At 73.1% G+C, this 24,786-nt stretch carries 20 protein-coding genes and 3 pseudogenes; 13 read left to right on the forward strand and 10 right to left on the reverse strand.

Translation table 11 applies throughout. The annotated features are described in order from the left end of the window. Positions 1-230 precede the first annotated feature (230 nt). The 5 genes and pseudogenes from murJ (at position 231) to E6R62_RS12905 (ending at position 5,979) form a co-directional block, all read left to right on the forward strand. Positions 231-1,775, forward strand: coding sequence for a murein biosynthesis integral membrane protein MurJ (gene murJ / locus E6R62_RS12885; protein WP_240801638.1), 1,545 nt, complete (start codon positions 231-233; stop codon positions 1,773-1,775). Continuing rightward, the gene (locus E6R62_RS12890; RefSeq protein ID WP_136213524.1) at positions 1,765-2,541 is read left to right on the forward strand and encodes a polysaccharide deacetylase family protein; all 777 of its coding nucleotides are present in this window, start codon (positions 1,765-1,767) and stop codon (positions 2,539-2,541) included. Before murJ ends, E6R62_RS12890 begins: the two co-directional genes overlap by 11 nt. Continuing rightward, positions 2,538-3,647: pseudogene (locus E6R62_RS12895) on the forward strand (glycosyltransferase); the annotation flags it as partial. The gene E6R62_RS12890 and the pseudogene E6R62_RS12895, both read left to right, overlap by 4 nt. A gap of 464 nt (positions 3,648-4,111) precedes the next feature. Then, positions 4,112-4,840 (forward strand): lipopolysaccharide biosynthesis protein, encoded by a 729-nt coding sequence (locus E6R62_RS12900; protein ID WP_136213525.1) that lies wholly within the window; start codon positions 4,112-4,114, stop codon positions 4,838-4,840. Beyond that, the gene (locus E6R62_RS12905) at positions 4,837-5,979 is read left to right on the forward strand and encodes a GNAT family N-acetyltransferase (protein ID WP_136213526.1); all 1,143 of its coding nucleotides are present in this window, start codon (positions 4,837-4,839) and stop codon (positions 5,977-5,979) included. Before E6R62_RS12900 ends, E6R62_RS12905 begins: the two co-directional genes overlap by 4 nt. A gap of 602 nt (positions 5,980-6,581) precedes the next feature. On the opposite strand, the pseudogene E6R62_RS41720 reads toward E6R62_RS12905, so the two are convergent. After that, positions 6,582-7,586: pseudogene (locus tag E6R62_RS41720) on the reverse strand (glycoside hydrolase family 26 protein); the annotation flags it as partial. A gap of 278 nt (positions 7,587-7,864) precedes the next feature. On the opposite strand from E6R62_RS41720, the gene E6R62_RS12915 reads away from it, so the two are divergent. From E6R62_RS12915 to E6R62_RS39490, 4 genes are all read left to right on the forward strand, one after another. Then, complete coding sequence (locus E6R62_RS12915; protein ID WP_136213528.1) at positions 7,865-9,304, forward strand: ATP-grasp domain-containing protein; 1,440 nt, start codon at positions 7,865-7,867, stop codon at positions 9,302-9,304. A 102-nt stretch (positions 9,305-9,406) separates the two neighbouring features. Continuing rightward, positions 9,407-10,684, forward strand: a complete 1,278-nt coding sequence (locus tag E6R62_RS12920; protein WP_136213654.1) for an FAD-dependent oxidoreductase — start codon at positions 9,407-9,409, stop codon at positions 10,682-10,684. Positions 10,685-11,076: 392 nt separating this feature from the next. Further along, positions 11,077-13,116, forward strand: coding sequence for a SpoIIE family protein phosphatase (locus E6R62_RS12930; RefSeq protein WP_240801653.1), 2,040 nt, complete (start codon positions 11,077-11,079; stop codon positions 13,114-13,116). 82 nt (positions 13,117-13,198) lie between these two features. After that, positions 13,199-13,366 carry a hypothetical protein gene (locus E6R62_RS39490; protein ID WP_168714038.1) on the forward strand — a complete coding sequence of 56 codons (168 nt, stop codon included), beginning with the start codon at positions 13,199-13,201 and terminating at the stop codon, positions 13,364-13,366. A 106-nt stretch (positions 13,367-13,472) separates the two neighbouring features. Here E6R62_RS39490 and E6R62_RS12935 read toward each other — a convergent pair whose 3' ends face one another. Then, positions 13,473-13,925 carry a DUF6299 family protein gene (locus E6R62_RS12935; protein ID WP_136213531.1) on the reverse strand — a complete coding sequence of 151 codons (453 nt, stop codon included), beginning with the start codon at positions 13,923-13,925 and terminating at the stop codon, positions 13,473-13,475. Between the two features lie 161 nt (positions 13,926-14,086). Here E6R62_RS12935 and E6R62_RS12940 point away from each other — a divergent pair, with 161 nt between their 5' ends. Together E6R62_RS12940 and E6R62_RS12945 are read left to right on the forward strand one after the other, a co-directional pair. After that, positions 14,087-14,701: a DUF4352 domain-containing protein gene (locus tag E6R62_RS12940; RefSeq protein ID WP_136213532.1), complete on the forward strand. Its 615-nt coding sequence runs from the start codon at positions 14,087-14,089 to the stop codon at positions 14,699-14,701. Between the two features lie 68 nt (positions 14,702-14,769). Further along, positions 14,770-15,264: a DUF5949 family protein gene (locus E6R62_RS12945; RefSeq protein WP_136213533.1), complete on the forward strand. Its 495-nt coding sequence runs from the start codon at positions 14,770-14,772 to the stop codon at positions 15,262-15,264. Positions 15,265-15,383: 119 nt separating this feature from the next. Here E6R62_RS12945 and E6R62_RS12950 read toward each other — a convergent pair whose 3' ends face one another. Together E6R62_RS12950 and E6R62_RS12955 are read right to left on the reverse strand one after the other, a co-directional pair. Beyond that, the gene (locus tag E6R62_RS12950) at positions 15,384-16,637 is read right to left on the reverse strand and encodes a cytochrome P450 (RefSeq protein WP_136213534.1); all 1,254 of its coding nucleotides are present in this window, start codon (positions 16,635-16,637) and stop codon (positions 15,384-15,386) included. A gap of 71 nt (positions 16,638-16,708) precedes the next feature. Beyond that, a complete protein-coding gene (locus tag E6R62_RS12955; protein ID WP_240801639.1) occupies positions 16,709-17,863 on the reverse strand; it encodes a low temperature requirement protein A in 1,155 nt (384 codons plus the stop codon). Between the two features lie 160 nt (positions 17,864-18,023). On the opposite strand from E6R62_RS12955, the pseudogene E6R62_RS40805 reads away from it, so the two are divergent. Together E6R62_RS40805 and E6R62_RS12960 are read left to right on the forward strand one after the other, a co-directional pair. Further along, a pseudogene (locus tag E6R62_RS40805) lies at positions 18,024-18,323 on the forward strand (MFS transporter); the annotation flags it as partial. Between the two features lie 212 nt (positions 18,324-18,535). Continuing rightward, the gene (locus E6R62_RS12960; protein ID WP_136213535.1) at positions 18,536-18,796 is read left to right on the forward strand and encodes a hypothetical protein; all 261 of its coding nucleotides are present in this window, start codon (positions 18,536-18,538) and stop codon (positions 18,794-18,796) included. 10 nt (positions 18,797-18,806) lie between these two features. On the opposite strand, the gene mscL is transcribed toward E6R62_RS12960, so the two are convergent. The 6 genes from mscL to E6R62_RS12990 all read right to left on the reverse strand — a co-directional run bounded on the left by mscL (position 18,807) and on the right by E6R62_RS12990 (position 24,744). Further along, positions 18,807-19,370, reverse strand: coding sequence for a large conductance mechanosensitive channel protein MscL (gene mscL, locus E6R62_RS12965; protein ID WP_136213536.1), 564 nt, complete (start codon positions 19,368-19,370; stop codon positions 18,807-18,809). A gap of 123 nt (positions 19,371-19,493) precedes the next feature. Further along, positions 19,494-19,979 carry a hypothetical protein gene (locus tag E6R62_RS12970; RefSeq protein WP_136213537.1) on the reverse strand — a complete coding sequence of 162 codons (486 nt, stop codon included), beginning with the start codon at positions 19,977-19,979 and terminating at the stop codon, positions 19,494-19,496. A gap of 193 nt (positions 19,980-20,172) precedes the next feature. Further along, the gene (locus E6R62_RS12975; protein WP_136213538.1) at positions 20,173-21,006 is read right to left on the reverse strand and encodes an S-methyl-5'-thioadenosine phosphorylase; all 834 of its coding nucleotides are present in this window, start codon (positions 21,004-21,006) and stop codon (positions 20,173-20,175) included. Between the two features lie 76 nt (positions 21,007-21,082). Continuing rightward, a complete protein-coding gene (locus E6R62_RS12980; protein ID WP_136213539.1) occupies positions 21,083-21,385 on the reverse strand; it encodes an FmdB family zinc ribbon protein in 303 nt (100 codons plus the stop codon). Between the two features lie 108 nt (positions 21,386-21,493). Continuing rightward, on the reverse strand, positions 21,494-22,801 hold the full coding sequence (locus E6R62_RS12985) for an MFS transporter (RefSeq protein ID WP_240801641.1): 1,308 nt from the start codon (positions 22,799-22,801) through the stop codon (positions 21,494-21,496). A 389-nt stretch (positions 22,802-23,190) separates the two neighbouring features. Beyond that, complete coding sequence (locus tag E6R62_RS12990; protein ID WP_136213657.1) at positions 23,191-24,744, reverse strand: potassium/proton antiporter; 1,554 nt, start codon at positions 24,742-24,744, stop codon at positions 23,191-23,193. Between the last annotated feature and the right edge of the window lie 42 nt (positions 24,745-24,786).

Raw genomic sequence — 24,786 nt, forward strand, 5'->3', positions numbered from 1 at the left:
CGAGCTGTGCTGGGACCTGGCGACGACCCTGACGACCTTGTTCGAGGGGCGCGGATACTTCGACGAGTGGGAGCGGACGCACGAACTCGCCCTGGCCGCCGTCCGGGCGGCCGGCAACACGCGCGGCCGGCGGGCGGGGAGCGGGGCGCGGCGGGGGCGGACCGGCCCCCCTCGGACGGTTCCTGGCCAAGGCCGCCGCCGTCACCGCCGGACTCACCGCGGCGGGCGCGGTGTTCGGCCTCGTACGGGATCAGACCATCGCGCACCTCTTCGGCGCGGGCCACGACAGCGACGCCTTCCTGATCGCCTGGACCGTCCCCGAGATGGCCTCCACGCTGCTCATCGAGGACGCCATGGCACTGCTGATGGTGCCCGCCTTCAGCCACGCCCTGGCCCGCCGGGCCGCCAGCCGGGCCGGGCTCACCCGCAAACAGGCCCGCAGCCAGGACCCGGTACGGCTGCTCGTCGGCGCCACCCTGCCCCGACTCGCCGTGTTCCTGGCCGCCGTCGCCTCCCTGCTCGTCCTCGCCGCGCCGCTCGTGGTGAGTGTGCTCGCACCGGGTCTGCCGGACCCGGAACTCGCCGTCCAGTGCACCCGGATGACCGCCCTCACGGTGCTCACCTTCGGGGTCGCCGGTTACTTCAGCGCCGCGCTGCGCGCACACCGCTCGTTCCTGCCACCCGCCGCGATCTACGTCTCGTACAACGTCGGCATCATCGGCACGATGGTCGTGCTGCACGCGCTCTGGGGCGTACGCGCGGCGGCCGCCGGAGTCGCCGTCGGCGGCGCGCTGATGGTCCTCGTGCAACTCCCCGCGTTCATCCGCAACGTGGGCTTCGGACCGAACCGCGTCAAAGCGGCCACGCGCAGCCAGCGTGACCGGGACCGGCCGACGCTCATCGCCTTCGGCCTGATCGCGCCCGTCATCTTCTTCGCCGTGTTCCGCCAGTCACAGGTGCTCGTGGAACGCTTCCTCGCCGCTTCCCTGCCACCCGGCGCCATCTCGCACCTCAACTACGCGCAGAAGGTCGCGCAGATGCCGATGGTGCTCTCCCTGATGATCTGTACCGTCACCTTCCCCGTCGTCGCCCAGGCCATGGCGGGCGGCGAGCGGGAGAAGGCCCGCCGGCGCGTGGAACAGGACCTGGCACTCGCCTCGCTCGCCGTCCTGATGGGCACCGCCCTCGTCATCGGGTACGCCCCCCAGATCATCCAGGTCCTCTTCGAGCGGGGCGCGTTCACCCACCTCGACACCGTGGCCACCGCCTCCGTCATGCGCGTCTACGGCCTCGGGCTGCTGGGCCACTGCCTCGTCGGGGCGCTGAGCAGGCCCTTCTTCTCCACCGACCGGCCCACCTGGTTCCCCGCGCTCGCGATGGGCGCGGGGCTCCTCGTCAACATCGTGGCCGGTGCCTTCGCCGTCGGCTGGTGGGGCACCTACGGCATCGCCGCCGCCAACGCGGCCGGCATCACCACCACCGCCGTCCTCCTCCTCACCGGACTCGGCTCCCGAATCGTCCCCATCCAGCTCCGCCGGGTCGCCGTCAGCATCGGCCGGCTCGCCGTCGCCGCCCTCGCGGCCTGCGGCACCGGGTGGATCGCCGGACCGATGATCCCCGACCCGCTGCTCAGCGCCGCGCTCGGCTGCCTGCTCGTCCCCGCCATGTTCGGGGCCACCGGGATGGCCATGCGGGCCCTGGAGATCACCGCCCTGCCCGAACAGATCAGCCAGCTCACCTCCCAGCTCACCCAGAGGTTCCGCCATGCCCGCTGACACCGACACGGCGCCCGTCGCCTCGGTGGTGCCCACCCGCCGGACCGCATCGCCGTGGGTCCTGATGTACCACTCCGTCGCCGAGTTCACCGACCCCGCCGAGGACCCGTACGGGATCACCGTCACCCCGGGCGCCCTGGAGGCCCAACTGCTCTGGCTGCGCTCCCGGGGCCTGCGCGGGGTGTCCGTCGGCGAACTGCTCCGGGCCCGCGACGCCGGGCGCGACGCCGGCCTCGTCGGGCTCACCTTCGACGACGGCTACACCGACTTCCTGACCCGGGCGCTGCCCCTGCTGCGCCGCTACGACTGCACCTCCACCCTGTTCGTGCTGCCCGGCCGGCTCGGCGTGGACAACGTGTGGGACCCGCTCGGCCCGCGCAAGCCGCTGCTCACCGCCGAGGGCATCCGCGAAGTGGCCGCGTCGGGTCAGGAGATCGGCTCGCACGGGTTGCTGCACCAGGACCTCACCGTCACGCCCGACGACGTGCTCCAGCAGGAGCTGCGCGGCAGTCGGGAGCTGATCCGCGAGCTGACCGGGACCCTGCCCGAAGGGTTCTGCTACCCGTACGGACACCTCGACGCCCGGGTGGTCGGGGCGACGGAGGCCGCCGGTTACGGGTACGCCTGCGCCATCGACCCCGGCCGGCTCGCGGGACGCCACGCCATGCCGCGCACGCACGTCAGCCAGGCCGACGGCGGAGCCCGGCTGCGGGTCAAGCAACTGCGCCACCAGGGCCGGCAACTGGTCCGCGGGGTGCGGTGGTGAAGGCACTGCACGTCATCACGGGGCTGGGCGTGGGTGGCGCCGAGCAGCAACTGCGTTTGCTGCTGCGGCACCTGCCGATGCACTGCGACGTGCTGACGCTGACCAACCCGGGACCGGTGGCCGAGGGGCTGCGGGCCGACGGGGTCCGGGTCGTGCACCTCGCCATGAACGGCAACCGGGACCTGGCCGCGCTGCCGAAGCTGGTCCGGTTCATCCGGCGCGGCCGGTACGACCTGGTCCATACGCACCTGTACCGGGCCTGCCTGTACGGGCGGCTCGCCGCCCGGCTCGCGGGGGTCCGGGCGATCGTCGCCACCGAACACTCCCTGGGCGCCGCCGAGATCGAGGGCCGGCCGCTGTCCGGCGGGGTGCGGGCGCTGTACCTGGCCGGTGAACGGCTCGGCGCTGCGACGGTGGCCGTCTCGGAGACGGTGGCGACCCGGTTGGAGGCCTGGGGGGTGCCGGCCGAGCGGGTGCACGTCGTACCGAACGGGATCGAAGCCGTCCGTTTCCGCTTCGACGAGGGCGTACGCCGCTCCACGCGGGCCCGGACCGGGCTGCCCGAGCGGGCGTTCGTCGTGGGCGGGGTCGGGCGGCTGGTGCCGGGGAAGCGCTTCGACGTACTGGTACGGGCCGTGGCCGCGCTGCCGGGAGCGCACCTGGTGCTGGCCGGGGACGGTCCGGAGCGGTCCGCGCTGCGGCGGCTGGCCGGGGAACTCGGGGCGCAGGCCCGTGTCCACCTGCTGGGAGAGCGGGACCCGTTGGGGGACGGCTCGGACGGGCGCACCCCCGGGGTCGCGGCACTGCTCGCGGCGATGGACGTGTTCGTCTCGCCGTCGCGGGAGGAGGCGTTCGGGCTGGCGGTGGTCGAGGCGCTGGCCGCCGGCCTGCCGGTGCTGCACGTGACCTGTCCGGCGATCGACGACCTCCCGGCGGCGCAGGCGCCGGGGGCACGGCGGATCGGCACGGGCACGGAGGAACTGGTCGCCGCGCTGCGGGGGCACATGGAGGCGGGGGCGCGTCGTCTGCCGGTACCTCCGGTGGTGCGGCGGTACGACATCGCGCGCAGCGCGGAACAACTCCTGGCCGTCTACGCGACGGCCCTGTCCCCCCGGGGCGCCCCCCCGGGCCCCGTGCCGGGCGCCGCACAGGTTCCGGCCCCGGCCCCTGCCCCGCGCCCCGGGGCCGCCACGCCGCAATCGCAGGTGGCACCGGACGCGCCGGCGCCCGGCGGGTCGGACGGGCGGTGCGCCGGTGCGGGGTCGGATGGGCCGGACAGTGCCCCGCCCGCCGCGCGAGCTCCGGCGGGAACCGAGTCGTCACGGCCCGGCGGGTCGGACGGGCCGGGGGCCGACCGTCAGTGCGCCGGAGTCACACCGGAGCCGCAGGCTCCGGGGTGCGCCGGCGCGGGACCGGACGCGCGCGGCACCGGCCCCGGCGAAGCCCCGTCACTTTCCGCGCCCGGCCAGGGCAACGGCGCCGGCGATCACGTCGGGTGAACAGTCCCCCCGCAAGGGTCCCCGTTCGGGGGCCGAAGGAAGTCCCCTCCACTCAGGAAGCGAGCACGCACATGGCCGACACCGCCGATCAGAAGAAGTCCGACCACCGCCGCAGGGTCCGGGTCCCGCGCCCGCCCGCGTGGTGGCCGTTGCCCGCCTGCGCGCTGCTGGGGATGGTGGCGGGCGGAGCGTACGGGGTGCTCAAGGCGCCCGAGTACGCCGCCACCAGTTACGTCGTCGCCGTACCCAACGAGGCCACCGAGCCCGCCACCGCACTCGGCTTCGCCCAGGCCTACGCCCGCATCGCGACCAGCAGTTCCACCCTCGCCTACGCCCAGCCCCGCGCGGGCATCGGCGCCCGGCAGCTGCGCACGCGGGTGCGCGCGGAGACCTCGCCGGACTCCCCGATGATCGCCATCACCGGCACCTCCAAGAGCCCGGCGGAGGCCGCCGACATCGCCAACGCGGTCGCCGACGCCCTTTCCCTGAGCAGCAATCAGGCCGCCAAGAACACCGGCGTACAGCTGATCCTGTTCAACCAGGCCGTCGCCCCCACCGACCCCGCGTCGCCGTCCGCGCCCGTCAGCGGCGCCGTCGGCCTGTGCGCCGGCGGCCTGCTCGGCGGCCTGTGGCTGCTGGCCAAGCCCGCGCGGCGACGGCGTGGGACGTCCGCCGCCGAGGCCGGCGCAGGCGCCGTCGCCCCCGCCGAGCCCACCACCGGGACCGTCGTGGAGGAGTACGCCTCGCTGCCCGCGCAGAGCGAGCCCACCCCGGCCAAGGAGAAGGAGTCCGTGCGATGACCTCGGGCTCCACGGGGGCCCTGGCGGTGACGCTGTGCCGCGATCCCCGGCAGTTCGCCGCGCTGGAGGAGCAGTGGAACCTGCTCCTGCGCGCCTGCCCCACCGCCACCCCCTTCCAGAGCCACGCCTGGCTGCACTCCTGGTGGCTCTCCTACGGCCGCGAGGGAAGGCTGCGGTTGCTCCTCGTACGGCGGGGCGAGGAACTGGTCGGCGCGGCCGCCCTGACCCTCGTACACCGGCCGCTGCCGCTGCTGGTGCCGCTCGGCGGCGGGATCACCGACTACTTCGACGTGCTCGTGCACCCGGACCACGCCGACCAGGTCGTCCCGGCACTGGCCCGCGGACTGCACCGGGCCGCCCGCGGCGCCGTGGTGGACCTCCGCGAGGTCAGGCCCGGCGCCGCGGCCGAGGCCGTCTTCGAGGCGTGGACCGGGGCCCGGGCCAAGCTGGCCGACTCCACCTGCATGGAGCTGCCGACGCTGCCCTTCGACGAGCTGGTCAAGCGCATGCCCGCCTCCGGCGCGCAGCGGGTCCGGGCCAAGCTCCGCAAGACCCACGCCGCCGGGATCGAGGAGCACGAGGTCACCGAGGACGAGGTACCGGACGCCGTGCGGACGCTGCTGCGGCTGCACGAGAAGCAGTGGCGCGGCCGCGGGGTGACCCCCGAACACCTCAGGCCGCGCTTCGCCGAACACCTCACGCGGGCGACCCGACGGATGGTCCGGGCGGGCGAGGGGCGGCTGACCGAGTTCCGGCTGGACGGGAAGGTGGTGGCCGCCAACGTCACGCTGCTGTCCGCGGCCCTGAGCGGCGGTTACCTCTACGGGGCCGACCCGGACCTGCGGGACCGGAAGGTGGACGTGGCCACCCTGCTGCTGCGCTACGAGACCGGCCGCGCCGTCGCCGAGGGCCGTCCGGTGGTGAGCTTCCTGCGCGGGAACGAGCCGTACAAGAACCACTGGCGGCCCGAGACGGTCGTCAACCAGCGCCTCCTGCTGTCCACCAAGGCCCTCGCGCCCCTGCTGCGACTGCACGAGTCGCAGGTCACGGGGCGCGAGCGGGCGGTGGGCGCGCTGCGCGAGGCGCTGCCGGCCGCCAGGGACTGGCGGGCGCGGCTGAACGAACTGCGAGTGCGATGACAGGAGGTACGCGCCCGTGCCCGTGCCGGTGGTGCCCCGACCGGGGCCGGGGCCGGGGCGGACGGCTAGAACGGCCAGAGCGAGTTCTTGCTCCAGTCGATCTTGATGCAGACGGCCTGGTTGCCGACGAGCTTGGACAGCCACTCGCCGAAGTTGATGGGCACGCACCACTGGGTGCTGTTGGCGGTGGGCGGCTGTGGCTTCGGCTTGGGCACCACGGGCACGACGGGTACCGCGGGAGCCGTCGGGCGCGGCACGACCGCGGAGGGCTTCGGCGTGGGCGTGGGCTTGGGCGTCGGTGTCGGTGTGGGAGTGGGGGAGGGGTCGGGGACCGCCGGGACGGCCGGCGGGACCTCGGGGCCCGTCGGGGTGGGATCGGACGTGCTGGGCAGCGGGACCGGGGCCTCGGATGCCGGAGCCTCGGGTGTGGGGACGACCGGGGTGACGGCCGGAGCGGGGACGGCGGGCGTCGGGGTGGGAGTGGGCGTGGGTGTGGGAGTCGGGGTGGGGGTCGGCGACGGCGCCTGTGGGCTCGGCGACTGCGGCTCGGTCAGGGCGGGGCTCGGGACGGCGGGGCTCGGGACGACCGGCGGCGTCGGGACGGCGGGTGGCGTCGGGACGACCGGCGGGCTCGGGACCACGGGTGGCGTGGGGACGACCGGCGGGCTCGGGACGGCGGGTGGCGTGGGGACGACCGGCGGGCTCGGGACCACGGGGGTCGGGACCACCGGCGTCGGGGTGACCGGGGCCGGCTTGTGCGGGGTCAGGGCGGCGCGGAAGGCCTTGGCCGACTGCGGGTTCGCCTTGCACTGCCAGACGCCGTGCGGGCAGTAGTCCGTGATGGTGTGGTAGAGCGGCCTGTGCTGCTCGATCCACTGGAGCATGCGCCGTACGTACTCGGGGTTGTCCCCGCGCCGGAACAGTCCCCACTCCGGGTACGAGATCGGCTTGCCGTGTGCCTTCGCGAAGTCGATGTGCCGCTGGAGCCCGTACGGCTGGGTGACCTGGTCGTCGAACGTCCGACCGGGGGACTGGTCGTACGAGTCCATCCCGATGACGTCGACGACGTCGTCACCCGGGTAGCACCGGGTCCAGCCGATCGCGTCCGAACCCCGGTTCGGGGCGAAGTCGAACTTGAACTTCTGTCCGGGCACGGCGCGCATGGCGTTGACCACACGCTTCCAGTACACCTTCCAGTTCTCGGGGTCGGGACCGCAGCGGTGGGTGTAGGTGGACCCGTTCATCTCCCAACCGAGCACGATCACGGTGTCCGGCACGTCCAGTTCCACCAGCCGCTCCGCGAGCTTGCGGAAGTGGCCGTCGTAGTCGCCCCGCGCGCCCGCCCTGATCAGCCGGGCCACCTGCCAGTCGGACACCCGGTCCTCGTTGCGCGCCTGCATGGGCACGTTGAGGACGAACATCCGGTCGGCCCGGGCCCGACGCCACTCGGCCCAGTCCTCCAGGAAGTCGACGGACCCCTCGATGCCGGCCCACCGGTCGCCGGGCAGATAGGTGTGCCCGACGCGGATCTCCTTGCCGCCCAGCCAGCGCGACAGGTACGGGATGCGGGCGACACCCGGCGGCCCGTAGTCGAGGTAGGCGCCCATGGCGATGTCGGAACCGGAGCCGGCCGGCGGCTGCGGCGCCGGCGCCGCCAGTGCGGCGCCCGAGGCGAGGAGTCCGGCCGTGACCGTACCGACGCAGGTGCTCGCCAGTCGGCGGTGTGGTCTGCGCATGGCGTCTCCCGAGCTTCCTGAACCGGTGTGGTCACCAACGACGTTAGACATCACATCCGACGAATGGCCTGTCCGATGACCCATCAGTAGCCCATTCGCAGGTGCGTACCCTTCCCGCTTGGTCCGACTAGGTGAAAGACACCGCTGCCATGCACGCGTTCGCCAACCATGTGCCCGCTGTTCTGCTCAGACTCGATCGCAATCCGTTCCACCACGGAACCCTGGGGGCCGTCAGATCCCTCGGGCGCAAGGGCGTGGAAGTCCATGCCGTCGTCGAGGCCGGGGGAGGTCCCATGGGACGTTCGCGGTATTTGCGCGCCGCGCATCCGGGGCCCGAGGGCGGCCTTGACCCGGAGGCGCCGGAGGCGTTGTCGGAGTGCCTCATCGGGGTGTCCGAGCGGATCGGGCGCCCGGCCGTCCTGGTCGCGATGGACGACCTGAGCGCCATCGCGGTGGCGCGGACGGCGTCGACCCTGACCGGGCGTTACCGGATTCCCCATCAGCCCGACGGCCTGCCCGCCCGGGTGGCCGACAAGGCGGAGCTGTCCGCCCTGTGCGCGCGCTGGGACGTCCCGCACCCGGAGACGGTGATCCCGGCGAGCGGAGCCGAGGCGGCGGAGGCCGCGTGGCGGCTCGGCCTGCCGGTGGTGGCGAAGTGGAGCCGGCCCTGGCTGCTGCCCGCGGGCGCCGGACTGCGGAGCACCACGCTGGTGCACGGCGCCGCCGAGGCGCGGCGGCTGTACGAGCGCTCGGCGGAAGCGGGGAGCCGACTGCTGCTCCAGCGGTTCCTGCCGGCCGGTAGGGACACCGACTGGTTCTTCCACGGCGCCTTCACCCGGGGCGGCCACCCGCTGCTGGTCGGCTCGGGCCGAAAGGAGCTGTCCTGGCCGGTGCGGACCGGGCTGACGGCCGTGGGGCGGTGGCTGCCCGATCCGGCGGTCGAGGAAGCGGGGCTGCGGCTCGCCGAACGGCTGGGCTACCAGGGAATCCTGGACCTCGACTTCCGCCGCGACGAGCGGGGCTGCTTCAGGCTGGTGGACTTCAACCCGCGTCCCGGCGCGCAGTTCCGGCTGTTCACGGACGCGAGCGGACTGGACGTGGTCCAGGCGATGTACATGGACCTGACGGGGCAACGGGTACCGGAGCCGTCCGGCGGCCCGGGCCGGGTCTTCGTCGCCGAGAACTACGCGCTGCTGGCGGCCGTACGGGGGCGGCGCCTGCCGTTCGCCCCGGCCGGGGCACGGGACGCGGTGAAGGCCGGCCCGGCCGCCCCCGCCGCGCCGCGGCGCGATCCGGGTCCGGGGCGGGTCAGGGGTTCGGGGCGGGGGCGGGTGGAGGCGGCCTGGTTCGCCGCCGACGACCCGAGGCCGTTCCTGGCGATGCTGGCCGCCTTCCTCGGGCGGGGCGCGGACAAGGGGGCGGGGTTGCTGCGCGGGGTTCCCGCGCGGGGCCGGCGCACCGCCCGCGCCGTGGTCCGGGCGCCCCGTCAGCGCGACCGTCTGCCTCCGGCGGCTTCGGGCGGCCCCGCCGCCCGCACCGCCCCGCCGCCGGAGGCCCCGGCGGAACCGGACGAGCTGGTGACCCGGTGAAGCGGTGACCCGGTGAAGGGGTGAAGCGGTGAGACCGTCCGCCGCGCGCGCGGACGATGCGGCCGGGTATCCATGGGACTGGGAAGGACATCGATGACGCGGATGGACGATCTCGTGGTGGTCGGCGCGGGACCGTACGGGCTGTCGATCGCCGCGCACGCGGCGGCCGCGGGGCTCGGGGTGCGGGTCCTGGGACGGCCCATGGCGTCCTGGCGGGACCACATGCCCGCCGGCATGTACCTCAAGTCGGAGCCCTGGTCCTCCAACCTCTCGGCGCCCGGGGGTCGGCACACGCTCGCCGACTACTGCGCCACCCGGGGCCTGGTCGCCGAGCACGGCACCCCGCTGCCGATCGGCACCTTCAGCGCGTACGGGCTCTGGTTCGCCCGGCACGCCGGCGGTCCGGAGGTGGAGGAGGCCACCGTCACCGAGGTGGCGCCGCGCGGTGACGGGTTCGTGGTCAGGACGGCCGAGGGGCCGCCGAGGCTCACCCGTGCGGTCGCGCTCGCCGTCGGCGTGATGCCGTTCGTGAACTTCCCCCCGGCGCTGCGCGACCTCCCTCCCACCCACTACTCGCACAGCAGCGGCCACCGCGACCTGTCCCGCTTCGCCGGCCGGGAGGTCGCCGTCCTGGGCGCCGGACAGGCCGCACTGGAGACGGCCGCGCTGCTGGCCGAGGCGGGGGCCATGCCGTGCCTGGTGGCCCGGCGGTCGAGGCTGAACTGGAACACCGCCCCCCAGCCCCTGAAGCGGCCCCTGGCCCGCGCCCTGCGCGACCCGCACAGCGGCCTGGGCACCGGCTGGCGCAGCTGGATGTGGTCGGAGCTGCCCTGGGCGGTACGGAGACTGCCGGCGCCGACCCGGGAGCGGATCGCCGCCACCGCCCTGGGACCGGCCGGGGCGTGGTGGCTGAGGGACCGCTTCGAGCAACGCGTCCCCGTACTGCTCGGGCACCATCTGCACCGGGCGGTCGCGGTCGGCGAGCGGACCCGGCTGGGGCTGACCACGGCGGCCGGGGAGTCCGTCGTCCTGGATGTCGCGCACGTCATCGCGGCGACCGGCTTCGTCCCGGAGCTGCGCCGACTGGAGCTGCTCGACGCCGGGCTGCGGGCCGCGTTGGCGACCGTGGGCGGGGGCGGCACACCGGAGCTGGACCCCCGCTTCGAGTCGTCGTGGCCCGGTCTGTTCTTCGCCGGGTTGCTGACCGCTCCCTCGTTCGGCCCTTCCATGCGATTCGTGCACGGCGCCGGCTTCACGGCGGGGAGACTGGTCAAGGGAGTCCTCAGGCGCCTCGCCGGCCGGGGGGCGCCGCCCGGCTCCTGCGGTGGTTCCCGGGTCGACCGGGCGGCCGCGGGGTATCCCAAGACGTATCTGCGGTGAACGACGTCGGTGCGCTGAGAAGGGGTCGTGATGGGCGCGGAGCGAGCACAGGGCGGCGGCCGTGGCTGGGTACGCATTCCGGCGAGCCGCGGGGAACAGTCCCCGGCCGGGGCCGCCGCCGGTCCCGGTCACGGCTTCGCCCCCGGTCCGGCCTCCCTCGCCGGTCCAGGTTCCGGTCCAGGTCCAGGTCCAGGCGAGCCGTACAGCATCTACCTTTCCCTCCTCTCGCGCTGGCGAGAGGCCGGGCGGACCCTTCCGGGGCATCCTGACGAGGAGTGGGAGCGGCTCATTTCCCAGCCGTGCTGGCCAGGCCGTTAGGTGGTGTGTGTCTCTTGGCAGCGGCGGAGCGATCCGACGGACCCGGGCCGGAGGGCCCGGAAGCACGGGAGTCCCTGACCGGGCCCGGGGAACGGCTTGCCCTGAACGGCATGGGCAGCTTCGACTGGAACCTGGTCACCGGTGTCCTGGTGCTGGACGATCCCGGTCTGGTCGTCTTCGACCTGGAACGGGACGAGTTCGACGACACGCCGGAGGGTCTCGGGCTGCGCATCCCGGCCGACGACAGCGCGCGGCTGGCGGACACCGTGCAAGGAGTCCTCGCCGCCGGGGAGGAGACGTACGGCGCCTACTTCACCGTCCGTCGGCGGGACGGCCGCGACCAGTGGACGCACACGCAGGGCCGGGTGCTGCGCCATCCCGACGGCCGCCCCTCGCGGATCGTCGGGATCGTCCGGGACGCCACGGCCGAACTCGCCCACCTGTCCGCGCTGCGGAAGCTGGAGACGGCGCGCGCCCATCAGGCGACCATCGTGCAGCGCACCACGGAGGCACTGTCGCGGGCGGTGACGGTCGACGACGTCACGGCGAGCCTGACCGGCGCGGGCGCGCTGGAGCGGCTCGGCGCGGACGGACTGGCGCTGGGACTGGTCGAGAACGACTCCATCAAGATCATCGCGTTGAGCGGGGAGAGCCTGGAGATCCTCAGCGAGCGGCAGTTCACCCGGCTGGACGGCTCGCTGCCGCTCTCGCACGCGGTGACCACCAGGCAGGCGCGGTTCGCCACTTCGCTGACCGAGGTCGCGGCCGAGTTCCCGCTGCTCGCGGACTACCTGCTCCGCATCCCGTACGGCGCCGCCGCCTACCTGCCGTTGATCGCGCAGGCCAAGGCCATCGGCGGGCTCGTGCTGTTCTACCGGCGGCGCACCGAGTTCAGCCCCGAGGAGCGGAACCTGTGCCTGGGCCTGGCCGGCATCGTGGCCCAGTCGCTCCAGCGGGCCCTGCTCTTCGACCAGGAGCGGGAGTTCGCCACCGGGCTCCAAGCCGCCATGCTGCCGCGCCGGATCCCCGAGATCAGCGGCGGGGAGATCGCCGTGCGTTACCACTCGGCCTGGAGCGGGCGGGAGGTGGGCGGGGACTGGTACGACGTGATCGCACTGCCCCGCGACCGGGTCGGCATCGTCGTGGGAGACGTACAGGGCCACGACACCCACGCGGCGGCGATCATGGGCCAACTGAGGATCGCGCTGCGCGCCTACGCGGGCGAGGGGCACCCGCCCTCCACCGTCCTGGCCAGGGCCTCCCGCTTCCTCGCCGAACTCGACACGGAACGCTTCGCGACCTGTATGTACGCGCAGGTGGACCTGGAGACGGGAGGCGTACGGGCGGTCCGGGCGGGCCACCTCGGACCGCTGATCCGGCACACGGACGGCCGTACCGGCTGGCCGAACGTGCGCGGCGGCCTGCCCCTCGGCCTGGCCTCGGTGTTCGAGCAGGAGGAGTTCCCAGAGACCCGCCTCGACCTGGTGCCCGGCGAGACGCTCGTGCTGTGCACCGACGGGCTCGTGGAGGAGCCCGGGACCGCCATCACGCAGGGCATGGAGGCGCTCGCCCACGCGGTGCGCAGCGGCCCCGAGGACGCCGGGGCCCTCGCCGACCACCTCTCGGACCGGCTCTGGGAGCGCTGGGGCTCCGGTGACGACGTGGCCCTGCTGGTGCTGCGGCGGGCCCCCGACCCGGGCACGCACCGCGCGCCCCGCATCCACCAGTACATCCACCAGGCAGATCCGGAGGGACTCTCGGAAGCCCGTTACGCCCTGCGGCAGGCGCTGCGCGACTGGGGGATGCCGGAACTCGCCGACGACGTGGAGCTGGCGGCCGGGGAGCTGTTGGTCAACGCGCTGCTGCACACCGACGGCGGCGCGGTGTTGACCATGGAGGTCCTGCCGGAGCCCGTCCGGCGGATTCGACTGTGGGTGAAGGACCGTTCCAGTGTGTGGCCGCGCCGGCGTACCCCCGGGGAATCGGCGACCACCGGGCGCGGGCTGCTCCTCGTGGACGCGCTGGCCTCGCACTGGGGAGTGGAGTCCCGCGGCGAGGGGAAGGCCGTCTGGTGCGAGTTCGAGGCGACGGGGGTTCGGTCCGCCGGAGCGTGACCGATCGGTCACGGGTTGTGCGTCGGGGGGTGTGGGGTGATGATGCGGCCATGGAACCGACGTGTGACGCGGGGATCGTGACGTGCGCCGCCTGAACGGGCGGCTCGCCACCGCCGTCTTGGCCCTGCTCCTGCTGGTGGCCGGCATTCCGGCCGTCGTGGACTGGACGACGGGGCTCCCCCACGTGGACCCCGGCTGCCAGACGGTGGCGTTCATGTCGATGACCGGCGTCGCGCCCCATTGCCGCTGACGACCCGTGGCCGACTGCCCGGGGGCGTAGCGAAAGACGCGGTGGCCCAGCCCGGTAGCGGCGGCTACCGGACCGGCCGGTGCTATGTCTCCCGGGGGCGCGGTCGTCACCGGTGGTCGACCACCTCGGCGCCGCGGACGTCCTGCGCGAGCGTGTCGACGGACTTGGGCATGATGCCGCCGGCCCGGTTGGCGCGCTGGAGCCTCGCCTCGACGTGCGCGTCACCGGCGTGCAGCCCCGGCGTCCAGGTGAGCCTGGCGTGGCTGTGCCACCGGTGCGTCGCGCCGTCGCAGACGGGCTCCTCGGCCGCGGTGCTGCCGAGGCGGACGGAGTCCTGGACGATCACGGCCGTCAACTGGACCGCCCCCGCGGGCGACGGGTCGTTGCAGACGTACGTCCCGGAGAGGGTGATCGTGTCGTCCGACATGATGTGGGCGTACGGCCGTACGGAAATGGAATTGTCGTACGAAGTGGCTGCGGCGGGGGCGGCGGACACCGCTGCGGCGGCCAGTGCGGAGAACGCGGCCAGGGCCATTCGGGAGCCGGTCGGGGTCATCATTCCTCCAGGTGGATGCGGGCGACGGAATTCCGCCGGAACGCATTGTGCTGGCAGTCGGGCCCCGACGCGCTGTGCGGGATCGTGTCGGTGTGTGCAATTTCCCGGTCGGGGGCGTGAGACTGGCCGCAATACATCCCCGGAGATCCCCGAAGGGATCGCGTATGCGCAGCCACTCCGCTTCCGCCCTCGTCGTCGCCGCACTCCTGCCCTGCCTGCTGTTCGGTGCCACCGCCTGTCAGAGCGCGCCCGCGGGGGACTTCCCGGCCCCGGCGGGGGCGCCCGCCGTCCCGGTGGACGACGGGGCGCCCGGGGCCGGTGAGGACCCGGCCGGGCCCGGGGGCCAGGCGCCGCCCGGCGCCGCGAAGGACGCTCATGTGGGTGAGTCCGTACGGGTGCGTGGGCGCCAGGTGGGACGCCACCTCCAAGTGGTGCTGAACGCGTTCGTGGACCCCGCCGTCAGCGTCGACAAGAACTTCGCGCCGGCGGCCGGGACGCGCTGGGTGGGTGCCTCGATGTCGTTCGTCAACGTGGGCGGCGCCTCGTACGGGGCGCTCGGGCGCATGTGGGCGTACGACAGCGCCGGCGGGCGGCACGCGGTGGTCCCCACCGGCGAACTGACGACGGGCAAACCGCTCGTCTTCGATTCCCTGGAGGTCGGGGAACGGGTCGAAGGGTGGGTGGTGTTCGAAATCCCGGAAAAGGTGCGCGTCGTACGGCTCCAGTACCAGGACGCGAACATCCAGGCGAATTCCGGCGGGGGTTTCTGGGCGGTGTAGGGGTGTCGTAGCCCGCCCGGGTGAAAGGCCGTGAAATGGGCGCGGGAGAGAGCACTAAGGTGCGGCGCATGACTTCAACCCAAGCCGAAATCGACCGGTCCGAACTCGGCACCCTCTCGGTGCTCGCCTGGATCGGCGACCCTTCCGAAGGCCATGACATCCCCTACCTCCTCGCCTACACCCTCGGCGACGGCCCGAAGGGCAAGGAGGCCGGCGAGGCGGCGGCCCGCGGGTTGCTGGAGGAGATCGGGCTGCCCATCGGCGACGTGGTCATGGACGGCACCCGCAACCCTTCCACCTTCGCGGTGCAGATTCTGCTGGCGGGCAATCAGGTCGCGCTCACCCTGCCCGGTCTGAACGCCACCTGCACCGCCCCCGACGAGTGGGTGGCGGCGGCGAACGAGAGCGGGCAGGCGTACTTCCTCTTCGCGACCACCGCCTGGCCCGAGGCCGTCCCGGGCCGGCCGGTCAGCCCGGAGCTGCTCCAGGCGTTCGCGGGCGACGAGGCGGTGCTCACCAGCAGCGCCCACTGCGTCATCACGGTGCAGAGCCTGCGCCAGTAGCGGCACGCGCCCCCTTCCCCGGCCGCCGGGCCCCCAGCCCGCCCGGTGGCCGGCCCCCGACCGGCGGGGCCGGCCACCCGACCCGACCGCCCGGGCCTGTCACCCCCCGCGGGGCCCCGTCAGGGCCGGTCGAAGGCGAACCGGAGGGAGCGGACCCGGTTGTCGAAGTTGGAGCCCGCCAGATCGGGCAGGCCCACCGCCCGCAACCCCACCGGCCGCGTCAACAGCTCCCGGAACAGCGCCTTCATCTCCACCCGGGCCAGGTGCGCGCCCAGGCAGAAATGCGGTCCGCCGCCCCCGAACCCCAGGTGGGGGTTGGGCGAGCGGGTGATGTCGAAGGCGTCCGGGTCGGGAAAGACCGCCTCGTCGCGGTTGGCGGAGGCGTAGTACAGCACCACCTTGTCGCCCGGCGCGAACGTGTGGCCGCCCAACTCGTGCTCGGCGGTCACCGTCCGACGGAACTGGATGATCGGCGTCGAGTGGCGGATCATCTCGTCCACCGCGCCGTCGGCATACCGCTCGAAGTCGCCGAGCAACAGATCCCGTTGGTCGGGGAAATCGGTCAGCAGGGTCAGACCGTGGGTGATCGCGTTACGGGTGGTCTCCACCCCCGCCACCATCAGCAGCGAGAAGAAGGCGCCCAGCTGCCGGGCGCCGAGCGCCTGACCGTCCACGTTCGCCCGGACCAGCGCGGAGATCAGGTCGTCCTGCGGGTTCCTGCGCCGCTCGCGCCCGATGCCCGCGACCATCCGCTGCATCCGGGCCAGCGCCCGCAACCCCCGACCGGGCATCCGCAGGCGCGCCGTCAGGCCGCGCTCCACCCCGATGTTCTCGGAGGCGTGGTTGACCCAGTCGGCGATCTCCGGGCGGTAGTGCTCCGGGATGCCCATCATGTTGCAGATGACCTCCAGGGGCAGCCGGGAAGCCACCGCCGAGACGAACTCGTCGGGCCGCTCGGCCAGCACGTCGTCCACGATCCGGGCCGCCACCGCGTGGATGTCGGCCTCGGCCGCCGCCAGCAGCCGCGGCGTGAAGGCGCGCTGGACGATCTTGCGCAGCTGCGCGTGGTCCGGTCCGTCCAGATTCACCATGGAGTCCCCGAACAGCGCCCGTACCCAGCGGGCCGGTTCGGGGGTCGTGACCCCGGGCGCGCTGGCGAACACCTTCGGCAGTCGGCTCGCCTCCTGCACGTCCGCGTGCCGTACGAGCGCCCAATGGCCGCGCCCGCGACCCTCCGCCACGAACACCGGGGCGTCGAGCGCCCGCAGCCGCGCGAAGGCGGCCTGCCGCTCACCGGGGGGCAGCTGCCAGAAGGCCGGATCGGCCAGTTCCTGCCCGGGCCGGTCCGGGTACCGCTGTGTCGGGACCGTCATGGCCCGCACCTACTTCCTCGTCGTCGGCGCAGTCGCCGTACCGCCCCCCGACCGTCCGTACTCGTCTGTACTCACGCACCAGAACGCGTCCGCTCGGACAAGGTCACGCCCACCGCCACCGAGGCCGTCATGACCAGCCCGGCCCACAGCACCGCGTACTCACCGGTCCAGGCGCAGGCCATGATCGCCACCGCGGTGAGCGGCAGCAGCATCTGCTGGGCCGCGGTGCGCTTGAAGTGACGGGCGTGCAGGAACCAGACGGCCACGAGGAAGAGGGCGGTGGGCACGGTGACCGCCAGGTCGGCCGCCAACCGCGAGATGTGCGCCGTGCCGACCGCGTGTTCGACGTCCACCTCGATCCCCGCGCCGATGGCCGCCGCCGACCCGAGGATCACGTAGTGGCCGTACCCCCACGGGATCGCCTGGCGGTTGGTGGACAGCCGCTCGTGCGCGGGTACCGCGAAGTAGATCCACCAGGCGCCGAACACGATCAGCAGGCCGCCCGCGGCGATCGGCAGCAGCACGCCCAGGGCCTCGTGCTCGTCGAGGGCGGACTGTACGGCGACGGTGCTCGCCGAGATCGTCTCGCCGAGGACGATCAGCGTGAACAGGCCGTACCGCTCCACGATGTGGTGCGGGTGCCAGGCAGTCTGGTGGTGGTTCTCGGCGATCACGGGGACACACATCTCGGCCAGTACGAGCACCAGGAACAACCAGCGGCGCGCCCCCACCGGGGCGGCGATCAGGGCGATCCACCCGGCCTGGCACACCAGCAGGCCGACGGCGTAGAACAGCGCCGAGCGGCGGGCCGGGCCGCTCTCGCCCGCGGCGGCGCGCAACCACTGCGCGGTCAGCGCGACCCGCATCACCACGTAGCCGAGGATCGCGATGGTCCAGTCCTGGCTGTCGAAGGCGCGCGGCACCCCGGCCGCGTAGATCAGCACGCCGGCGATCTGGACGAGGGTCGCCAACCGGTAGGGGATGTCGTCACAGTCGTAGGCGGAGGCGAACCAGGAGAAGTTGAGCCAGGCCCAGAAGACTCCGAAGAAGACGAAGAGGTAGCCGGTGACGCCGGCGCCGACATGGCCCTCGGCGAGTGCGTGGACCAGCCGCGCGCCGGCCTGCGCGACGGCGACGACGAAACAGAGGTCGAAGAAGAGTTCCAGCGGTGTCGCGGTCCGGTGTGCCTCGTCCGGGCGCCGGGCGGTCATGTGTACGTAGATCATGGCGCCCAGAACAGCAGTCGTGCCCCGGGCGACCGCCGAGGCGCGCGGGCCCCCGGGGAAAAACGGGTGCCCCGCACGGACCCTCACCGCCTCACCCGGACGGCGCATCCCATAAGCCACCGAACCGCCCCAAAAGGGGTGAATCGCCTAGCGTAGGGCTGTGCGCGAGCCCTCAGAGGTACTCACCGCGGCCCCGCCGCCTCCCCTTCCGGCCACGGCCGACACACCCGGAACTGCGAAGCCGGGCGGCCGGCGGCCCGTCACCATCCGGGCGACCCCTGCCGGTGCGGCGGTGTCGCTCACGCTCCTGCTCGTCGCCGCGATCGTGTCGGGCCGCCGGCTGCCGCGCGATTTCCACCCCACCCTGCTCCCCTACGCGGTCGCCGGCGTCCTCCTGGCCTCCGGCGTGGCCTACCGGTACCCGGTGCGGGTCTGTGGGCCCGGTGCCCGCCGACTCTTCAGCCCCGTATCGGCACCTCGTGACCGGGCCCCGCTCCGCTGCCGGGGGCCGGGGCCGGCCCACGCGGGCGGCCGAAGGCACCGGCGCGCCGTGGCTCTGCGTCGGTTTCCCCGCAGGCTGTCCGGCCGGACGCCCGTGGTGCTACGCCCGCCAGGACGCGCGAGCCCCCCGCCGGCCGGGGGCGCCGACCGGGGCGCCCGTACCCTGGAGGCATGAGCACCGCTCCCGCCTCCGACAGCCAGGACCCCGCGGACCCGTCGGGTTCCACGACCGGACCCGGGGCCACCGCACCCGACACGGCGGCGAAGCCCAAGCCCACGGCCAAGTCCAAGCCGAGGCTCGACTTCGGCGACCCGCTGGACCAACAGTCCTCGGACGACACGGACCGGGGTTGGGGCGAGCGGCCCCCCGCCGGCGGGAGCGCGGCCGACCTCGCCCGCTTCCTCGACGAGAAGCCCCCGCACCACGTCTGAGCGCGCGGGCTCAGATCGAGCCGTCGCGCCCCTGGCCGTAGCCCGAACCCTGGCCGTAGCCCGGCCCCTGCGCGTAGCCCTGTCCCTGGACCCCCTGGACGTGCCCACCGGCCGACCCGGAGCCGTTCCGCTGGGCGACCAGGTTGTCGCGGATCTCCTTGAGGACCTCCAGCTCGGTGATCTCCATGGTCTCCTGGACGCCCTCCCGGGCCTTGCGCCGCTGCTCCATCCGGGCCAGGTACTTGGCCATCGGCAGCACCATCAGGAAGTAGACGACCGCCGCGGTGATCAGGAACGTCAGCGTGGCGTTCAGCACCGATCCCCACATGATGTTCACGCCGGTCGGCTCCCCCTTGGCGTCGACGCCGCACGGGGCCTTCAGGCAGGAGGAGTAGCCCTCCAGGCTCTTCGTGCCGACGGCGCCCACCACCGGGCTGATGATTCCCTTCACCACGGAGTTCACGATGTTGGTGAACGCGGCGCCGATGACCACGGCCACCGCCAGGTCGACGACGTTGCCGCGCATCAGGAAGGCCTTGAAGCCCGCCAGGACGCTCTCGTTCTTCTTGCTCACGACTGAGCCTCATCTCGCATCTACGGAACACGGAGCCGACGGCTTCGAAAACTACGGCAGTCGGGGCCCCGCGTGTCCAATCGGTGCCCGCCTCGGGGCCGGGTGACAGCTCGCTCGTTCGATTCAGCACACCGTCACCGCCAGCCGTGACACGCTGCCCGCGCCCACGAGGGCCCGCGCGGTGTCCCGGGGCACCGACAGGACCACCAGGGCCCCGCCGTCGCCCGGCGTCTTCTCCGGCTCCGGCACCTCGGCGACCCGAGCCGCGACCGCCACCACCCTGGGCGGTCCCGCCCGCTCCGCCGCCACCACGTCCACCCGGTCCCCGGGCCGCAGCAGCCGCACCGTTGCCCCGTCCGCGATGCGCACGGGCGCCGACACCATCCGCACCACGGCCGGCGGCGGTTTCTCCTGCGGCGGCGCGGCGCCCCGGGAGGCCCGCGCCTCCGTCCCGCCCACCGCCAGCGCCGCCGCCACGACGGCCAGCCCGGCCGCCCCGGCCCGCCGCCGGCGACGCAGGGCGCGCCGGAGCCGGTCCCCGCCACGCCCCACCCGCAGGGGCGGGAAGAGCGGTACGGGACGCGCCGGCAGGGGCGTCGGAGCGGACACCGGAGGGGACGGGGGAGGGGGACAGGTGGGGGAGAGGAAAGCGGACATGCTGAACACCGCCTGGAAGTGAGTTCCGTGTCCGGACCGGGCGTCCGGACACCCCTCACGATCCGCCTACGCCGAGCATCCCGCTCGCGCCTGTGGACGGTCCCCAGGTTGTGGACAACTCCCTCACCCCCAGGGGTGACAGGACCTACGGCAGCTCGATGCCCAGGTCCCAGCCGTCATGCGCGTGCGTGCACAGGCAGTCCCGGGACTCCGTCCCCGGCAGGGCCGCGACCGCGTCGAACAAGACCTCGCGCAGTCGTCCGACGTTCTCGCCGAACACCCTCAGCACCTCCGTGTGGGAGACGCCCTCGCCGGTCTCGGCGCCCGCGTCCAGGTCCGTGACCAGGGCCATCGAGGTGTAGCAGAGCCCCAGCTCGCGCGCGAGGACCGCCTCCGGGTGCCCCGTCATGCCGACCACCGACCACCCCATGGCCGCGTGGAAGAGGGACTCGGCGCGCGTCGAGAAGCGGGGCCCCTCCACCACGACCATCGTGCCGCCGTCCACCGGTTCCCAGCCCCGCCCCCGTGCCGCGCCCATCGCGGCCGCCCGGCCGACCGGGCAGTACGGATCGGCGAAGGTGGTGTGCACGACGTTCGGCACCGAGCCCCCGGGCAGCGGCTCCCCGTCGAAGTAGGTCTGCGCCCGGGACTTCGTACGGTCCACCAGCTGGTCCGGCACGAGCAGCGTGCCCGGCCCGTACTCGGCCCGCAGGCCGCCCACCGCACAGGGACCCAGAACCTGGCGCACGCCCACCGAACGCAGCGCCCACAGGTTGGCCCGGTAGTTGATCTTGTGCGGCGGCACCGTGTGGCCGCGCCCGTGGCGCGGCAGGAACGCCACCGACCGGCCGGCCAGCTCGCCCAGGTACAGGGAGTCGCTCGGGGGGCCGTAGGGGGTCTCCACCTGGATTTCGGAGACGTCCTCCAGGAAGGAGTAGAAGCCCGAGCCGCCGATGACACCGATCTCTGCGTTCGCCATACGGTCACATTAGCCGGGTACGCGTAAGGCCCCGCCGCCCAGGAGGGCGGCGGGGCCTTACGGAAAGCGGACGGCGTCAGGCGGCCGAGCCGGCGCTGCTGCTCGCGCTCGACGTGGACGACGACGAGGAGGCCGGGGCGGCGGCGGGGGCGGCGGTGGACGAAGCGGCCGGCTTGGAGGCCGGCGTGCTGCTCGACGACGCGCCACGGCTGTCGTTCCGGTAGAAACCGGAGCCCTTGAACACGATGCCGACCGCTGAGAACACCTTCTTCAGGCGTCCGTCGCAGTTCGGGCACACGGTCAGCGCGTCATCGGTGAACTTCTGCACGGCCTCAAGGCCCTCACCGCACTCGGTGCACTGGTACTGGTAGGTCGGCACGAATTTCCTCCTGGCACTCTCACTCAATGAGTGCTAACGACGCTCCATGGTGACGTATTCCGGCGGAACAGTCCACCGATCTCGGCCGCGCGGTGACCGATACCACCCTCAGACGGTGCTGAGGTCCCGCTGCCGGTCCTGGCTCTCGCGGGCCTCCCGGTCCTCCGGGGCGCCCGAGGAGCTCACGATCCGGCCACCGGTCCTCGGCGCGAGCCGGGCCCGCAGCGACAGCAGCGTGAGCAGCGCCAGCGCCGTGGCGGCGGCCGGCACGAGGAAGCCGTAGGCGGAGCCGTGCGCGTCCGTCAGGCGGCCGGCCACGATCACCGCGATCGCCTGTCCGAAGGCGACCGCGCCGGTCAGCCAGGTGAAGGCCTCGGTGCGGGCGTTCGCCGGGATCAGCGACTCGATCATCGTGTAACCGGTGATCAGGGCCGGGGCGATGCACAGACCGACGAGGAGGCCGAGCGCGGCGAGCAGGATCATCGAGTCGGCGGTCCACAGCAGGGACGCGGCGGCGGTCAGACCGATGTAGCCGAGCAGCAGCCGGCGGCGCGGGCCGATCTTCCAGGCGATGGCACCGCAGGCGATGCCGGCGACCATGTTGCCCGCCGCGAAGACGCCGTACAGCAGGCCGTTCGCACCCGGGTTGCCCATCTCGTTGGAGAAGGCGGCCATCGAAACCTGCATGCCGCCGAAGACGGCGCCGATCCCGAGGAAGGCGACGATCAGGACGCGCAGGCCCGGGAAGGACAGGGCCGACGCGCGCCGCGTGCCGGTGGCGGTCTGGGCGTGTGCCTTGGGCTGGGTGGCGCGCTGGGCGGCGAAGAAGAGCCCGCCGATCAGCGACAGGGCGGCTTCGGTCAGCAGGCCGGCCGAGGGGTGCAGGCCGGTGCACAGCGCGGTGGCGAGGACCGGGCCGACGACGAAGGTGAACTCGTCGGTGACGGACTCGAACGCGGCGGCCGTCGGCAGCAACGGCGAGCCGTCCAGCTTGGCGGCCCAGCGGGCCCGGACCATCGGGCCGACCTGCGGCACCGAGGCGCCGGCGGGGATCGCGGCGGCCGCGAGGGCGAGGACGGGGGCGCCGAGCAGCGCGAGCGCGGCCAGGGCGCTCACGGCGGTGGCGTGGACGAGCACGACCGGCAGCAGGACGGCGCTCTGGCCGTGCTTGTCGGTGAGGTTGCCCATCACGGGGGCGCAGAGCGCCATGGAGATGCCGGTGACCGCGGCGACGATGCCGGCGTTGGCGTACGAGCCGGTGGTGTGCTGGACGAGCAGCAGGATGCTGATGGTCAGCATTCCGAAGGGCAGCCGGGCGGCGAAGCCCGGGAGCAGGAAGCCGAGGGCGCCGGGCGTGCGCAGGAGCTGCCCGTAGCCGGGGCGGGCGGACGTGTCGGTCGTGACCGCGGATGTCACGGCCTTGCCTTTCCGCTGCCTGGTAGAACTCCCCGTCTGCGGACGGTGCATCGCCTTGTGGGCGAGTCGCACCCGTACATGTGGGAGCCCCGAGAGCTGTCCTCTTGCGCAGAACCGAGTGATACCTGGGCGCCCACTGCGGGAGGGTGCCACGGCCGCTTTGCGGTCGCGCCAGCTCTGCGTCAGGCAGAGTTGGTTCGATGTGGTGTGCCTTTATCGTACAGAGAGAGTGGCTCATGTGCCCTGTGATTCCGGCGACAAGGAATGTCTTCACCTGCGATTAACTGGAACTTCGCATTCCGTGTGCCCCCAAAGCAGGGCAGAAACCCCCACCGGACCGCGAAATCACAGATTTAGAACGTCGCTCTAACGTTCCGTGTCGGCCGGGCTCACGTCCCGTCGGGGCCCGTACCCAGCCATCCGGCGAGCTTGCCGCCCCGCGCGACCGCCCGCAGCCGCGCCTCCGCCGCGTCCCGCACCGGGTCCGTCGCCACGACCAGCAGCTCGTCCCCCCGGCGCAGCACCGTGGACGGCGCCGGTACGAAGCTCTTGGCGTCCCGGACCACCAACGTCACCGAAGCCCCGGCCGGGAGCCGCAGCTCGCCGACCTCCACGCCGTGCATCCGCGAGGCCGCGGGTATGGCGAACGACAACAGGTGTCCGCGCAGCTTCTCCAGCGGAGCGGACTCGATGCCCAGGTCCGCCGCGCCCTCGCCGGTGTCACCCAGCTCCAGCTTGCGCGCCAGCCAGGGCAGCGTCGGCCCCTGGACCAGCGTGTAGACGACGACGAGCACGAAGACGATGTTGAAGACCCGGTCGCTCCCCTCGATCCCGGTGACCATCGGGATGGTGGCCAGGATGACGGGCACGGCGCCGCGCAGGCCCGCCCACGACATCAGGGCCTGCTCCTGCCAGGGGATGCGGAAGGGCAGCAGGCTGACGAATACCTCCAGCGGTCGCGCCACCATCGTCAGCACCAGTCCGATGATCACCGCCGGCCAGAAGTCGCCCACCAACTCGTGCGGGGTCACCAGGAGGCCCAGCAGGACGAACATGCCGATCTGGGCGATCCAGCCGAGCCCGTCGGCGAACCCCCGGGTGGCGGGCCAGTGCGGCAGCTTCGCGTTCCCGAGCACCATCGCCGCCAGGTACACCGCGAGGAAGCCGGAGCCGTGCGCCATCGCGCCGGCCGCGTACGCGGTGATGGCGATGGCCATGACGGCGATCGGGTAGAGGCCGGAGGCGGGCAGCGCCACGTGTCGCAGGCCGTACGCGCCGAGGAAGCCCACCGTCAGTCCGATGGCGACGCCGATGGCCAGTTCCAGGGCGATCTTGCCGATCAGGACGTACCAGTCGTCCACCGGCCCGACGGTCGCGAAGGACACCACCAGGATGACCACCGGGGCGTCGTTGAAGCCGGACTCCGCTTCCAGCACACCCGTCACGCGGGAGGGGAGCGGCACCTTGCGCAGGACCGAGAAGACGGCCGCGGCGTCGGTCGAGGAGACGACCGCGCCGATCAGGAGGGCCTGGCGCCACTCCAGCCCGACCAGGTAGTGCGCCCCCGCCGCCGTGACCCCCACGCTGATCGCCACCCCGACCAGGGAGAGCATGATCGCCGCCGGCAGGGCCGGCTTGATCTCTTTCCACTTGGTGCCCAGACCACCCTCGGCGAGGATCACGACGAGTGCGGCGTAGCCGATGACCTGCGTCAGCTCGGCGTTGTCGAATACGACGTTGCCTATGCCGTCCTGGCCTATCGCTATGCCTATGCCGAGGTAGATGAGCAGGCTGGGAAGACCGCTGCGCGAGGAGACGCGTACCGCCGCTACCGCGACGAGCAGCACGAGCGAGCAGACCAGCAGGAGCTCATTGAGCGTGTGGACGGTCAGCGGGCGGCCCTTTCCCTCATGTGCCCTGACGGATCGTTCCTCCGAGAGCACGTATGACAAGCACTTTCGTTACCTTACCTAATCTTTGACGGA

This window comes from Streptomyces sp. A1136, from assembly GCF_004795055.1.
Lineage (GTDB): Bacteria > Actinomycetota > Actinomycetes > Streptomycetales > Streptomycetaceae > Streptomyces.